Consider the following 15,140-nt stretch of genomic DNA (forward strand, 5'->3'; position numbering starts at 1 on the left):
GAAGAAGCTGGAGGTGGATGTATGGCTATTGATGCTGTGCAGGGAATAACGGCTTGGTCAGGGATGAAACACGACAGGAATAGCAGGGAAAAGACGGAAGCGGCGAAGGATACGTTTGCCAAGATGCTGCGTCAATTGGAAACTGGTGGTGGAATCTCCGATACTGGGGAAAGTAATGGGGAAGATACCACAACCGTAACGCAGGTCATGTCGGATGGTTCGGTGCTGGTTACCGTCTATGCGGGAAATCGGATCGTATCGCAGAGCAAGACCCATGCGGCTAATCCGCAGGAGAATCCGGCGATAGTCAGTACGCGGGTGGAGCATTCGGCGCCGCCGCTTACGGGAAATACCGTAGGGGATGAGCTGGCCGCGAATATGGCAGCTGCCCAGATGCTCGCTATGCTGATGCAAAAATGATTCGAAAAAAGGCAGTGAAAACGCCCGCACGTTTTCACTGCCTTTTTGGTTCTTGACTTAGGGGATTATTCTTCTACCAGGGGATAGAGCTCCTGATCCTCGCGCTGCAGGCGCTCAATCAGCGCGTCAATAACGCGGTGGGTCTCCTGCAGGAAGCCTGCGGGATTGTTTTTGATTTTCGTGGGGGTCATAAAGGCTTCCTTATAGGTGGTAAAGGTATCAGCTAAATGGCCCATCTCCTGGTCAAAGGTTGTAGCGGTCTCGCGGATTTTTGGCGTATCGCTCTTCGCAAGATTTGGATAGAGAAATTTATCCTCGGCCGCCAAATGGATGGAGATAAGTCCGGCGAGACGGGAGAGCGCCCGAGAGATATCGTCGGCCTGACTTATCGCCTGCGTTTCCGTCTTAGCACCAGTTATGGTATCAAGCAGTTTGTAGATTCCTTCATGGTGGTCTTTTAGAATTTCCAGATACATCGTAATCGCTCCTTTTACTTTTCTCTATGGGTATAGTGTAGCGGGAAACGGGCGGCGAAGATGTAACTAGGGTTACAAAAAGTTTCGAAACGAACATATTTATGGCAGGAATTCGCGGATGCGAGTCCGAAGTAAACAGCAACAACTCGATTGTTCACAATTATGTTTTACGTGAAGTAGGGAGTGACAGGTCATGAAAACGCGTAATCAAGGGCGGAATCTTTATCCGAGCAGTAGTGGGAGAACTACGCCTGTCTCTTCGGGGGGGGGGACATTTGCTGGGCAAAAATAGCGGATTATCCACATTTCCATAAGGTGCGTACAAAGCCTTCGGCGAGGGCGTAAGCGATGTTTGGTTCGTTTGCGCCTTGGCAGGAGGCTTTGTGTGTTTTTAGGGACAGTTCATGACAAAGGAGTGAAATACAATGAAGAGGGAGAAGATGACACGCAGGGCGCGCTATGGAATCATGGCGGCGCTGATTGCTGGTGCTTTCAGTATCATGCCGGCCGTCCAGGCTATGCCGACGGGCGGAAATCCTACGGCCGGGGTAGGTATTGAGACCAATGGGGCCATCATGGACATCACGAGTACTGAGGGGAATAACCTGATTACCTGGCAAAGTTTCTCGGTAGCGGCCAATGAGCAGGTGCGATTCGATGCGAATAATTATCTGAACTATGTCAGGGGCATCAATCCCTCGGAAATCCTGGGGAAAATTACGGGCGGTGGGGATATCTACCTCGTGAATCCCAATGGGATTGTCGTCGGGGATGGTGCCCAAATCGATGTCGGCAGCCTCCATCTGTCAACGGCCAAAATCAGCGAGGGAAATCTCAATACCTTTGCGGATGCAAAAGGAGCGTTGGATAGCGCCGTAACGTTTCAGGGTGATGTCCTCAACAAGGGCACGTTAAATGCCAGTGCGATTACCGTACAGGGTGAAAACATCACATTTAAGGATGTGGCCGCTGTGAATAATACGGCTACGGTGAAACTGCAATCGACCAATCCCGCGCATTTAGGGCAGGAAGTGGGCGTAGAAGCGGAGGAGTATAACAATACGCAGTATACCGATTTAGCATTGACCAGTCCTGCTTGGACTTTTAAGGATAGCAGTGGGGAAACCGACTTGGAGCCAATAAATTATGTATTGGTTCGCAATGCGTATGAACTGCAGAATATGAAAAACAATCTTAATGGAAATTACATGCTGGCCAAAGACATAATATTAACGGTTCCGGATAATGGCGGTTCAAATTTTTCGCCTATTGGTGAACAGGAAGAATCTGAGTCATTTAAGGGAAAACTCGATGGCTGTAATTACGTAATTGGTAATTTGACGATTAATGAGCCAGATACGAATTATGTAGGACTTTTTAGATATTGCCGCACTAATAACGCGGTATTTGAAAATGTAGGTTTTGTAAATAGCAATATAACAGGCAATAACTATGTTGGAAGTCTTGCTGGCGAAGTGCGTTCATCGGTTATCATAAAAAATGTGTATAATACAGGTAGTATTAAGGGGAATGAGGTCGTTGGGGGAATTATAGGTGGTTTAGCCGACAGTAAGCTGACAAATTCTTATAATACGGGAGATATAACTGGCGCCAAAACTTTGGGAGGAATAACAGGGCGTTTAGAGTCTGGTGCTAAGATTAGTAATGCCTATAATACAGGAAATGTAACAAGCGTCTCTAATGGAAATTATGTTGCAGGAATTGCGGGACATCCTGCAGGAGGATCTCCCGTAGAATATTGTTACAATACCGGTAATATTTCAGGCGGTGATTATGTTTGCGGTATTTACTCTAGTGGTGGTTCGTATTTATATAATACTGGTAACATAAGCGGCAATAATTATGTAGCGGGGATTGCTAGTATCTGGGGAGCATGTCAAAATAGCTATAATGCAGGAAATATAGTTGGTACAGGGGATAACGTAGGTGGATTGTTAGCTTCTGGGAGTACGGTAAAAAATTCCTATAACATTGGAAATGTACAAGGAAATGGAAGTCATGTTGGAGCTGTTGTGGGAGATTACACAGGAAATATTTCTGATATGACGGAAGTATATTATGCAAGTAATATAGAAGTAAAGAATAATGCTGGAACTGTTAATGATTTAGGAACAGGCGAAACTTTAGAAACATTAATGAATCCAGAGACGTTTAGCGATGCTAGCTGGAATATGAATATAGACGGCAGCACGAATACAGGGTGGCGTATTTATCCTAGATATACCACACCATTGCTGTCAAACTTTATGAAACCGTTGGAGTTATCAAGCAACATATCATATGAGCTTTCTAGCGCTTATACTGGAGCGGATATTCTGGTAGGACAGGGGGCTAATGGAGCCGTTACGGTGCGTAATGTTGGCGAATATACGATTAACGATTTGTCGAGGCTTTATTCGAATCAGCAGGGCTACAACATTCATGTTTCGGAGGGGACGACGGCGGTTTTGAAATACACGGTAACGCCGGTGCCTTTGACGATTGCGGCAACCTCACAAAATAAGACCTATGACGGTCAGGCGGCAATCGAAGCGGTGGATGGCAGCTATAGTGTCAGCGGCCTGTTAGGCGCGGATACGTATGCGAATCCGGTAATCAGCTTTGCGGATAAGAATGTCGGCAATGCGAAGGCTATCTCCATCAGTGGCGGTACGCTGACCGACGGCAATAACGGTGCCAATTATGTGGTAAGCTATGTGGGCAGTACGGGAAATATTACGGCGAAGGATCTTACGTTAGCGGCTGACGCCGTCAATGTCACGAAGGTCTATGATGGCACGACGGCCATCGATGCGCAGGCGAAGTTCACGATTGCTGGCATGGTGGATGGCGATGATGTATATCTGGATAGTTCCAATATCACGGTGTCAGATTATACTAGTGCGGATGTTGGGTCGTATGAGCTTACGTTTAATGCCACGGGAGCGGTAGCTTTGGCGGGAGCCGATGCGGGGAACTACAATCTCACGGGTACGCTGAATGATTTGGCGGGAACTGGCAAGATTACCCCGAGGGAGCTTACGGTAGCCTTTGGCAATACGACGAAGGAATATAATGGCCTCTTTGCCGCAACACCGGGCGTGGCAACGTTTACGGGGCTTGTCGAGGGCGATACGGTGAGCCTTTCTGATACCGTTCAGGCAACCTACGCGAATAAGGGCGCTGGCACCTGGGATGTGAACTATAGTGGGCTTTCGCTTACGGGAACTTCGGCGGGCAACTATACGATTGCCGGCACTGCGGTAGGAACTGGTACGATTACGCCGAAGGCGCTTACGGTATCCTTTGGCGATACGGCTCGTGATTACAATGGAACGACGACAGCAACCGCAGGGGTAGCAACGCTTACGGGCGTGCTGGAGGGCGATGCGGTAAGTCTGGTCGATGGTTTTACGGCGCAGTATGACAGCAAGAATGTCGGTGACCGGACCGTAACCTATAGCGGCCTTTCGCTCACGGGAGACTCGGCGGCAAACTATACGATTGCGGCTTCGGCCCAGGGCGCTGGCAGTATCCAGGCAGTGCCGGTGACGTTCAAGGCCGACGACTATACGAAGCTTTATGACGGCACGACAAGTGCTCCCGGGGCGACCTTCAGCGTCTCTGAGGGCAGTTTGTTTGGCACGGATCGTGCCGGCGACGGAGTCTTTGCCTTTGAAGACAGCACTGTCGGCACGGGGAAACATCTCCTGTTCTCCGGCGTCACGATTGCGGATGGCAATGAGGGGCAGAACTATCTGGTAAGCTATCTGCCGAGCACGAATAGTAGTATTACGCAATTCTCCCCGTTGATGCTTAACGCGATGGCGGTAGCTAATTCTTCGGCAGAAGGTGACGGTGAGCTGAAACGCCGTGCGCTGGCAGAAGGATTGACGCTTAATAATTATCGGCAGTTGTCAGGTCTTGCCAGCAGTGGTATGAATACGCCAGTTGCTATGAGTTTTGAGGATATTCTAACGATGTGGTCTGTTTCTGAATGATTGAGGTGGTTATATTGCGGTACGTGAAATCTGTTATTCTAACCAATCTGTTTTGTCTGGCGGCATTGCCGGCGGCTATGGCGGCCCCGGCAGTGCCAGCACCACCCCAGGTTCCAGTGGCACAGCAGTCGGATGGCGATGCGGTAGCCGCACCGCCTGTGAAGGAGCAGGCGGCGGGAAATTTGCAGTTTGTGCTGCAGGAAGTTCGGTTCGAGCATCCGCAGATGTCGCTCGAGGATAAGGCGCTGACCCAGCTGGTCGAGCCGTTCTTGAAACGGGAGATTACCCCCACCGAGTTAAATGCGATGCTGGATCAGCTGACAGCCTATGCCAGAGTTCATGGCTATCCGGCGTCTATGGCGTATGTTCCGGCACAGACCGCTGTCAAAGGTCATCTTACGGTGCAGTTCGCCCCAGGGGTATTGGGAAAAGTCCGCGTCGATGAGGATAAGGTCCTGAAAGAGGCAGTGACGAGACGGACGCTTGCCGGCTTGAAGCCCGGTACCGTAATCCACAGTGCAGAGCTCGAGCGGGCGGTACGTAATCTCAAGGATATCCCGGGAATCGAGGTCAGTGCGAGCCTGGTACCAGGCGACAATAGCGGCGAAAGCGATTTGGCCATCAGCATCGCGCCTAAGGACAGGGATATGTATATCCTCTACAGTGAGAACTACGGCAGTAAAGCCGCTGGGCGCTATCGCTATGGGGGATTGGCCGATTGGCGCAACATCAGCCATCGGGGGGATCGTCTCAATGTCGGTGGTCTCATCTCCAATGGCAAACAGCATGGCTATAACATCGGCTATGAAATGCCAACCGGCCATAGTGCGACGACGGTAGGGCTTAGTTACAGCCGGACGGACTACGAATTGGGCAGTATCTGGAGTCAGCTCGGCATGGAAGGAAAATCCGATACCGTCAGCCTCTATGGGAAAACACCGCTTTGCAACCAGGCGAAGGAGAATCTGAATCTGGTCTATTCCTTCAATTACCGCCGGCTGGAGGATAAGATGAAGGGGCTGGAACTCGGTAACCGTCATTCGTACAGTACCAGCGTTGGCGTGGATGGACGTTATCGCCAGCCGAATAATCTCCTGCAGTACAACGTTTCCTTGCAAAGTGGTACGTTGACGCCGGATTCGACGTTGGCCAATACCTTGGCAACCGATGGCGGTTACCAGGGGAGCTATATCAAAGGGACTTTGGATGTTACCGACATTCAGAAACTTACCGGACCCTTTGATGTAATGGTGAAGGTATCGGGGCAGAAGGCGGCCTCCAACCTCGACAGCAGTGAGCACATCTATCTGGGTGGTGCGCGCGGCATTCGGGCGTATCCGCAGGGCGAAGCCTCTGGGGATGAAGGCATCATGGGTACCTGTGAGTTCCGCTACCATACGAAACTTCCGGGGCTGACGCTCTCGACCTATTATGATGCCGGCCATGTTCGGGAACAGAAATCTGCCCGTGCCAGCACGACACTGCAGGGCTGGGGTCTTGGAATCACCTATTCGAAGGAGAACGACTGGTTTGCCCGCGTGGACTATGCACGGCGCATTGGCGGCGATGACAATCTCTCCCGCGATGCCAAGAGCAAACAGCGAATCTGGTTCCTGGCCGGAAAAGTATTCTGATTAAATAGGTGACAGATTACCGTTATTGCAAAGAAACAGGATAAACAAAAGAGGCTGTGCTGCCCCCTTTAGGGAAAGGGGACAGCACAGCCTCTTTTTGGTTAAATCGTTTGTAATTTTTTCTCGACGTGATTGAGAATCTCGCAGCCGTCTTCCGTGACGATGACGAGGTCTTCGATGCGGACGCCGAAGCGGCCTGGCAGGTATACACCGGGTTCGATGGAAAAGACCATGCCGGGCACGGTCAGGTTTTCGTTGGTGGCACTGACATCGCCCTGTTCGTGGTCGGTCTGGCCGATGAAGTGACCGAGGCGATGGTTGAATTCTTTTTCATAGCCATTTTCGGCCAGGAAATCGCGGGCGGCGGCATCGATGGTCGAAAGCGGAATGCCGGGGCGGATGATGGCCTCGGCTTTTTCGTTGGCCTGCCGCACGAGGTCGTGAACCTTGGTAAATTCTGGGTCAGCCGGTTGTCCGATTACGAAGGTACGGGTCATGTCGGAGCAGTAGCCCTTATAAACACATCCCATATCGATGAGCACGCATTCGCCGTCTTTTATGGTCGTGTCATCGGGCTCGTGGTGTGGGTCGGCGGCATTGGCGCCAACGGAGACAATGGTGGGAAAACTGGGCCCTGAGGCACCTTCGGCCAGGAAGGTTTTATCGATGAAGTCTGCCAGTTCCTTTTCGGTCATGCCCGCCTTCGCGGCGTTAAAGGCCTGGGTGATGACGCGGTCGTTGATACGGGAGGCTTCGCGCATCAGTTCCTGCTCTTCGTCATCTTTGATGGCGCGGCAGTCGTCGACTGCCTGGGAGGCGAGGATGGGCGTGATGCCGGTGCGTTCCATCAGTGGAATCAAGAAGCGCGCCGTAAACGTCTTGTCGATGCCGAGTTTTCCTTTTTGGATGTGGGCGGCAAGCAGGGCAATCTGGTCATCCATGTCGCTGAAACGGACTTCGTTATAGCCGGTTTCGGCGACCGAGAAGAGATGATTCAAAAAGAAGGTGTGCTCGCCGTCGGTGCGGATGAGAAACGCATAGAGGCGTTCGAACGGTTCTACGTAGACGCCCGTAAGATAGCGGATACTCATCGGATCGGAGACGAGGAGCTGCGTAAGCCCCATGGATTCCATATTTTTGATAACGCAGGCAATGCGATGGTTCATAGTTTGATCGTCCTTTCGAAAATGATACGGTCTCATTATACTACTTTGCGAAGCGGACGTCATACTGGGGCGGTGCCATCAGGCAAAGTACCTATGTTTTTAATTATCAGAATATATAACACGTTCTTATAAATTTGTAATAAATAAAGAGCAATAAAAAAGTTGACAGAATGATATACGTATGATATATTAAGAGCATGAAATGTGCTCGAACACAATTTTAAGGATACCACTTAAAACCTATATGGAGGGATATGGAATGAAAACAGGCACGAATAAAAGTGCAGGAAAGAAAATTTCTAGCAAGTTCATATATTTCTTTGGTTCCTTTGGAGGTATTTTATTCGGTTATGATATTGGTGTTATGACCGGTGCACTTCCGTTCCTGCAGAACGACTGGGGCTTGCAGGGCAATGCCAGTGTCATTGGCTGGATTACTTCCGCCGTTATGTTTGGTGCAATCTTTGGCGGTGCTTTGGCTGGTCAGCTTTCCGACCGTCTGGGCCGTCGCAAGATGATTCTGCTTTCGGCACTTATCTTTATCATCGGTTCGATTCTTTCGGGTATCGCACCGCAGGATGGTTCGCTTTATCTTATCGCTGTTCGCACGCTGTTAGGTCTGGCCGTTGGTGCTGCCTCGGCACTGGTTCCGGCGTATATGTCGGAGATGGCACCGGCCCGCTTGCGTGGCCGCCTGTCCGGTATCAATCAGACGATGATTGTCTCTGGTATGCTGCTCTCGTATGTCGTTGACTATCTGCTCAAAGACATGCCGGAAATGATTGCTTGGCGCTTGATGCTGAGCCTGGCTGCTGTACCGGCTGTCATCCTGTTCTTTGGCGTTCTCCATCTTCCGGAATCGCCGCGTTTCCTGGTTCGTGGCGGCAAACTGGCCGAGGCTCGTCAGGTCCTCGCCTGCATCCGCCCAGAGTCGGAAGTTGAAGCAGAGCTCATGGATATCCAGAACACTGCCCGCGATGAACAGCAGGCAAAACAGTCGACGTCGCTTTCGACGCTCATGTCGAGCAAGTATCGCTATCTGGTAACGGCTGGTGTCGGCGTTGCTGCCTTCCAGCAGTTCCAGGGTGCTAATGCGATTTTCTATTACATTCCGATGATTGTGGAACAGGCTACTGGCCAAGCTGCCAGCTCGCAGCTCATGTGGCCGATTATCCAGGGCATTATCCTGGTACTTGGTTCCTTGGTATTCCTTGGTATTGCTGACCGTTTCAACCGCCGCACGCTGCTGACGGTAGGCGGTACGGTTATGGGGCTTTCCTTTATTCTTCCGGCAGTGCTCAACAGCCTGATTCCGGGCATGGACCCCATGATGATTGTATTCTTCCTTTGCATCTATGTTGCTTTTTACTCCTTTACCTGGGCACCGCTCACGTGGGTTATTGTCGGTGAGATTTTCCCGCTGGCTATCCGCGGCCGTGCTTCCGGTGTTGCTTCTTCGTTCAACTGGATTGGTTCCTTCCTGGTCGGGCTGCTGTTCCCGATTATGACGGCAACGATTTCGCAGGCAGCAGTATTCGCCATCTTCGGTGTTATCTGCCTGTTGGGCGTAGCCTTCATCCGCAACTGCGTGCCGGAGACGCGTGGTCATACGCTGGAGGAAATTGAGGCAGCCGGTATCCGTCAAGGAGAAGAAGACGGCAAACCTGTAATGACGCATTAATTTTTTACCTGGCTACGAGGGGAGAGTTCGCTGATGGAACTTATGAAAAATGCAGCCAGTATTGAGAATGGTGAAACGGCCCTGGGCATTGAACTGGGGTCCACCAGAATCAAAACTGTGCTCGTAAACAGAAATTGTGAAACGCTGGCTTCAGCAAGTTATGAGTGGGAAAATCAGCTCGAGAACGGCATCTGGACTTACGATCTGGACCGTGCCTGGGCTGGCATTCAGACCTGTTTTACCCAGGTGGCTGCTGATGTGCGCAGCCGCTATCATGTGCCGTTTACGAAGATTGGTGCCATTGGTGTCAGTGCCATGATGCATGGCTACCTGCCGTTCGACAAAAACGGCAAGCTGCTCGCCGGGTTCCGTACCTGGCGCAACAACATCACGGGCGAAGCTGCCGATGCGCTGACGAAGGAATTTTCCTTTAATATTCCGCAGCGCTGGAGCATTGCTCATCTGTATCAGGCTATCCTCAATAAGGAAGAGCATGTAAAAGACATCGCTTTCCTGACGACGCTGGCTGGTTATGTTCATTGGAAACTGTCGGGGGAGAAAGTCCTGGGCATCGGCGATGCTTCGGGCATGTTCCCGATTGACAGCGCAACGGGCGATTATGATGAAGGCATGCTCGCTAAATTTGCGGCCCTTGATGATGTCAAGCCGTTCGGTTGGACGCTCAAAGAGATTCTGCCGCAGGTTCTTTCGGCTGGTGAAAAGGCCGGTGTCCTTACGCCGGAGGGAGCAAGGCTTCTGGACCCGTCGGGCAAACTCGAATGGGGAAGCCTCATGGCTCCGCCAGAAGGCGATGCCGGAACCGGCATGGTCGGCACCAACAGCGTCCGCAAACGCACGGGCAATATTTCGGTCGGTACGTCGGCTTTCTCGATGAATGTTCTCGATGCACCGCTGAAGGAAGTTCATCAGGATATCGATATGGTAACGACGCCAGATGGTGCTCCCGTAGCCATGGTTCATACCAATAACTGTTCCTCAGACCTCAACGCCTGGGTTTCCCTGTTTGGGGAGTTCGCCGAGGCTATGGGGCACGGGTTAAAGCCGGATAAACTTTACGGACTGCTCTTTAACCAGACTCGCCTGGCAGATAAGGATGCTGGCGGGCTGCTCAATTACAGCTGCCTCTCCGGTGAGAATATCACGCGGGTGGAGCAGGGACGTCCGCTCTTTATGCGCACGCCGCACAGCCACATGAATCTGGCTAACTTCATGCTGTCGCAGCTCTATGCAGCTTTTGCCCCGCTGAAAATCGGCATGGACATCCTCGTCCGCGAGGAAGGCGTCAAGACCGATGTGATGATTGCCCAGGGCGGCCTGTTCCAGACGCCGGTCATCGGGCAGCAGGTTCTTGCCGATGCGCTCAATATTCCAATCACCGTCATGAAGACGGCTGGTGAAGGCGGCCCGTGGGGCATGGCAGTTCTGGCTGTGTTCGCTAAGTGGGGAATGCCCGAGGAGACTTTGGCAGACTTCCTCGACACGCATGTTTTCCAGAATCCGGAAAGCACGACGCTCACGCCGAATGCGCAGGGCGTTGCTGGCTGCCAGCAGTTCATCAAAGCATATCGTGCCGGTCTTGCCGTTGAGAAGGAAGCTGGTACGGCGGTTCAGGAAACGGCTTGAACGTTATAGGTATCTCAGTAAGAAAGGATTTTGGTCATGTTAGAAGCGTTAAAACAAGAGGTCTATGAAGCGAATATGATGCTGCCGAAACTCGGCATTGTAACCTTTACCTGGGGAAATGTCTCCGGTATTGACCGCAAACAGGGCCTCTTTGTCATCAAACCATCAGGAGTTCCCTACGAGGATTTGAAACCGGAGGACATGGTGGTTGTCGATATGGACGGTCATGTTGTGGAGGGCGATATGAATCCGTCCAGCGATACGATGACGCATCTGGTTCTTTACAAGGAATTTCCGACGATTGGTGCTGTGGTTCACACGCATTCTTCCTGGGCTGTTTCGTTTGCCGAAGCAGGACTCCCGTTAGAAGCGCTCGGAACGACGCATGCGGATACATTCTTTGGGGATGTACCGGTAACCGAGGCACTGACGAAAGCAGAAATCGAGTCGGATTACGAGGAAAATACGGGCCATGTCATTGTCCGTACGTTCAAGGACCAGGGAATCGATCCTGAGGCAGTTCCAGCCGTGCTGGTAAAACAGCATGGTCCGTTTACCTGGGGCCCGAATCCGAAGAAAGCCGTGGAAACGGCCAAAATCCTTGATGTGGTAGCTGAGATGAATTACCATGCGCTGCAGCTCACGCGCGGCGATATCCGGGTGCCGCAGTACCTCCTGGATAAACATTATTATCGCAAACATGGTGCCAATGCCTACTATGGACAGAACAATGCCAAGTCCAATAGCGGTGTAACGCATCGTTAAACTGTCGCAATGACGAGTATCTATCTATAAACTGAAGGGAAGCGTTATCATGTTAGAGACGAAGAATTATGAATTTTGGTTTGTTGCCGGCAGCCAGTTCCTCTATGGTGAGGAAACGTTAAAAGAAGTTGCCCGTGATGTTGAAGATATGACGGAAAAGCTCAATGCCAGCGGCAAGCTTCCGTATAAAGTAGTTTGCAAGGGTGTTATGACGACGGCTGAGGGCATCACGAACTTCATGAAGGAAGTCAATTATCATGATGAAGTCGCTGGTGTAATCACCTGGATGCACACCTTCTCTCCAGCTAAAAACTGGATTCGCGGCACGAAACTGTTGCAGAAACCGCTGCTGCACCTGGCTACGCAGTATCTCAACAACATTCCGTATGATACGATTGATTTTGACTACATGAACCTCAACCAGAGTGCGCATGGTGACCGCGAGTATGGGTATCTGAACTCCCGTCTCGGCATCAACAACAAGATTGTTTATGGCTATTGGGGCGATGCCGAGGTTCAGCAGGAAATTGCGGACTGGCAGGATGTAGCCGTTGCCTATAATGAGAGCTTCAATATCCGCGTCTGCCGTTTCGGCGATACGATGCGCGATGTTGCCGTAACGGAGGGCGATAAGGTCGAGGCTCAGATTCAGCTGGGCTGGACGGTCGATTATTGGCCGGTGGGCGAGCTGGTCGATGTCATCGATGCCATTGATGAAAAAGATGTCGATACTGAGTATGCAAAACTGCAGCAGGACTACACGCTCAATATCCAGCACAACAGTGCGGAGAAGTTCGAGGATTCGGTCCGCTATCAGCTGCGCGAATACCTTGGCATCAAGAAGTTCCTCGATGATAAAGGCTACAATGCATTCTGCACGAACTTCCAGGACCTCAAGGGCCTCAAACAGCTGCCGGGCCTGGCTGCTCAGCTGTTGATGCGTGATGGTTATGGCTTCGCTGCTGAGGGCGATTGGAAACATGCCGCTCTTACGCGCCTGCTGAAGATTCTTTCCCATAATGACCGCACGGTCTTCATGGAAGACTACACGCTCGACCTGCGCAAAGGCCATGAGGCTATTCTCGGTGCGCATATGCTCGAGGTTGACCCGACGATTGCCAGCGATAAACCGCGTGTTGAGGTTCATCCGCTGGATATCGGCGATAAGGAAGACCCGGCCCGTCTCGTATTCACGGGCGCTGATGGCGATGGCATCGATGTGACGATTGCGGACTTCCGCGATGGTTTCCGCATTATCAGCTATCCGGTTGAGTGCCGCAAAGCAGAGGCTGAGACGCCGCATCTGCCGGTAGCAAAACAGCTCTGGACGCCGAAAGTCGGCCTCAAAGAGGGCGCAACGCAGTGGATTAAAGCTGGCGGCGGCCATCATACTGTCCTGAGCTTCACGATTAAAGAATCCCAGATTCACGACCTTGCTATGATGTTTGGCACGGACCTCGTTGAAATCTGTTGATTTACCCTAAAACTTTCCTAAGTTCCCCTAAGGAGGGCCGCTGGTTTATGCCAGCGGCCCTTTTGCTATTTTGAGATAGCGGGATTGCGTTCGAAGTAGATCGTCGCCGCTGCTAGGGACAGTGCCAACATTCCGTTCTTAACGGAAAACATCAAAGCTTCGTTTATGGCACTGTCCCTAGCGGCGGCTGAGGTTGGTACTGTGCCCCTTGCTACCGGCGACAGGCTCGAATAATATGGTACTTTCATATAGAAAAAGCGGGTGGGGCTGCCGATTGGATTGTCGGCAGTTCCACCCGCTTTTCGGGGTTATATGGGAATATATGTTTTTGGGAGCGATTAGAAGTGGAAGTCGAACTGGGTACGGAACAGATGACGTTTGGCGTCTTTGGATACACCGGCGATGCTTCCGGAGTGATTGTATTTCTGGTCCGAATAGAAGGTTTCCCAGACAACATCTTTCCAGGGGATGTATTTGACACCGAGGATGTAGCCCTTGGTATCTTTCGGCAGGGATCCCCATTCATCATCGTGGGAGACATCGCCATAGCGGCCAAAGTCGATATAGCGGGCATAGAGGCCCCAGTCGCCGCGTTTTGCCGAATCGACATCGCGGTAATCGACACGGAATTCCTTACTCGTCTTGAAGTCGTAGGCATTCGTGCGGACATAGGTACCGTAGAGCGTCACATCTTTGGCTACTTTGGCGCGCAAATCAAGTCCTGCCGCCCGGCTCATCATCTGATTGCCGCGGGTGCCGTGCTGGCCTTTGTAATTCTTGTTGCTCATATAGGTAAGGGAGCCGTCAAGGATGCCGAGGCGGCCGGTAATGTTGGCACCGTAGATATGCGTCTCTTCGCCATCCGGCATCGTGACGAGGTCGCCCTGGCGCGGACGCAGGCCGAAGCCGGAGAGACTCCAATGCGGCGTGAAGTTATAGGTGAGCTGTGCACCGTCGGCGGCATGGCCGAAGATGACATTCTGATAGCCGTAGCCCCACCATTTCGTACCGAGGACGGCATTTAACTTCGGTGCCGGCTGGCCCTCAACCCAGATGCGCTGGAACGTACCATCCTGGTCATCGGATTTGGCATCAGTACGCCAGGACTGGTTTACGGTGTAGCCCTTGCGCGTCTCGGACTGGAAGTGGGCTTCCCACTGATTGCCGACTTTCATGCGGCCTTCGAGATTCATGTAGTAGTGTTTGTTGTTGTTCTGCGACCCGACGCCCGGCGTGGTGGCGTCATGGTCGTATTTTGCCCGGACAAAGCCCGAGAACTGGATCTTATCCACTTTCTTCTCGAGATTTGTCATGCGTTCATCCATCCGCGAAAGTTCGCCATGATATTCCCGCTCGAGTTTTTCGAGCAGTGCCTGGTCCGCAGGATTGACACTGCCCATTTTATTCATGGCCCGTGCTACAACAGCGGCCATTTCATAGCGGCTCATGGAACGGTTGCCAGCAAAGGTGCCGTCACCGTTACCTTCCAGAACTCCATCCTTTACGAGCTGGTCAATGGCAGCATAGCTCCAATGTCCGGCGGGGACATCGGTGAAGCTGGCGGCACCTGTTTCGGGGGCCGCCATTGCGTGTCCGCTGACTGCTGCCGTGATAGCCATTGCCGTAAGAAGGCTGAGGGTCTGTTTTTTCATTGTGAATCGCTCCTTAAATTCTTCCGTTACCAATATCATTCTCACTTGGTCAAGAGGTTTGGAGCGCATGTCGCTTTGCCTGTGACAAAACGAATCATAACATGATAGAAAACGATAGGCAATACGAAAAAGCGATTGTGAGACCTTGTTTCATAAAAACTTACAAATGTGCATATATTTTCTAAACCATGTTTCAAAATCTTTCGTTTGAAGCGGCAAATGTTTTA

The 15,140-nt window shown here is 51.6% G+C and carries 10 protein-coding genes; 7 read left to right on the forward strand and 3 right to left on the reverse strand.

The features are described 5' to 3' along the window. Positions 1–21 precede the first annotated feature (21 nt). Entirely contained in the window at positions 22–420 is a 399-nt protein-coding gene (locus tag FZ040_RS08745; protein WP_149171635.1) for a hypothetical protein, read from the forward strand. Between the two features lie 65 nt (positions 421–485). Here the strand turns inward: FZ040_RS08745 and FZ040_RS08750 are convergent, their stop codons facing one another. Beyond that, positions 486–896: a hemerythrin domain-containing protein gene (locus FZ040_RS08750; protein ID WP_149171636.1), complete on the reverse strand. Its 411-nt coding sequence runs from the start codon at positions 894–896 to the stop codon at positions 486–488. 425 nt (positions 897–1,321) lie between these two features. On the opposite strand from FZ040_RS08750, the gene FZ040_RS08755 reads away from it, so the two are divergent. Further along, complete coding sequence (locus tag FZ040_RS08755) at positions 1,322–4,897, forward strand: YDG domain-containing protein (protein ID WP_149171637.1); 3,576 nt, start codon at positions 1,322–1,324, stop codon at positions 4,895–4,897. A gap of 23 nt (positions 4,898–4,920) precedes the next feature. Continuing rightward, positions 4,921–6,531 (forward strand): ShlB/FhaC/HecB family hemolysin secretion/activation protein, encoded by a 1,611-nt coding sequence (locus tag FZ040_RS08760; RefSeq protein WP_187620290.1) that lies wholly within the window; start codon positions 4,921–4,923, stop codon positions 6,529–6,531. A gap of 101 nt (positions 6,532–6,632) precedes the next feature. On the opposite strand, the gene FZ040_RS08765 is transcribed toward FZ040_RS08760, so the two are convergent. Continuing rightward, positions 6,633–7,697 carry a M24 family metallopeptidase gene (locus FZ040_RS08765; RefSeq protein WP_149171639.1) on the reverse strand — a complete coding sequence of 355 codons (1,065 nt, stop codon included), beginning with the start codon at positions 7,695–7,697 and terminating at the stop codon, positions 6,633–6,635. A gap of 259 nt (positions 7,698–7,956) precedes the next feature. Between FZ040_RS08765 and FZ040_RS08770 the strand changes: the two genes are divergently transcribed. Genes FZ040_RS08770 through araA form a run of 4 tightly spaced genes read left to right on the forward strand, consistent with a single transcriptional unit; the run spans position 7,957 to position 13,261 of the window. Continuing rightward, the gene (locus tag FZ040_RS08770) at positions 7,957–9,378 is read left to right on the forward strand and encodes a sugar porter family MFS transporter (protein WP_149171640.1); all 1,422 of its coding nucleotides are present in this window, start codon (positions 7,957–7,959) and stop codon (positions 9,376–9,378) included. A gap of 33 nt (positions 9,379–9,411) precedes the next feature. Then, positions 9,412–11,022 (forward strand): xylulokinase, encoded by a 1,611-nt coding sequence (locus tag FZ040_RS08775; RefSeq protein WP_149171641.1) that lies wholly within the window; start codon positions 9,412–9,414, stop codon positions 11,020–11,022. Between the two features lie 36 nt (positions 11,023–11,058). Beyond that, positions 11,059–11,787, forward strand: a complete 729-nt coding sequence (locus FZ040_RS08780; RefSeq protein WP_149171642.1) for an L-ribulose-5-phosphate 4-epimerase — start codon at positions 11,059–11,061, stop codon at positions 11,785–11,787. A 49-nt stretch (positions 11,788–11,836) separates the two neighbouring features. Then, positions 11,837–13,261: an L-arabinose isomerase gene (gene araA, locus FZ040_RS08785; RefSeq protein WP_149171643.1), complete on the forward strand. Its 1,425-nt coding sequence runs from the start codon at positions 11,837–11,839 to the stop codon at positions 13,259–13,261. A 338-nt stretch (positions 13,262–13,599) separates the two neighbouring features. On the opposite strand, the gene FZ040_RS08790 is transcribed toward araA, so the two are convergent. After that, positions 13,600–14,913 carry an S-layer homology domain-containing protein gene (locus FZ040_RS08790; RefSeq protein ID WP_187620291.1) on the reverse strand — a complete coding sequence of 438 codons (1,314 nt, stop codon included), beginning with the start codon at positions 14,911–14,913 and terminating at the stop codon, positions 13,600–13,602. Positions 14,914–15,140 lie beyond the last annotated feature (227 nt).

The organism is Pseudoselenomonas ruminis (assembly GCF_008271295.1).
Taxonomy (GTDB): Bacteria; Bacillota; Negativicutes; order Selenomonadales; family Selenomonadaceae; genus Selenomonas_A; species Selenomonas_A ruminis.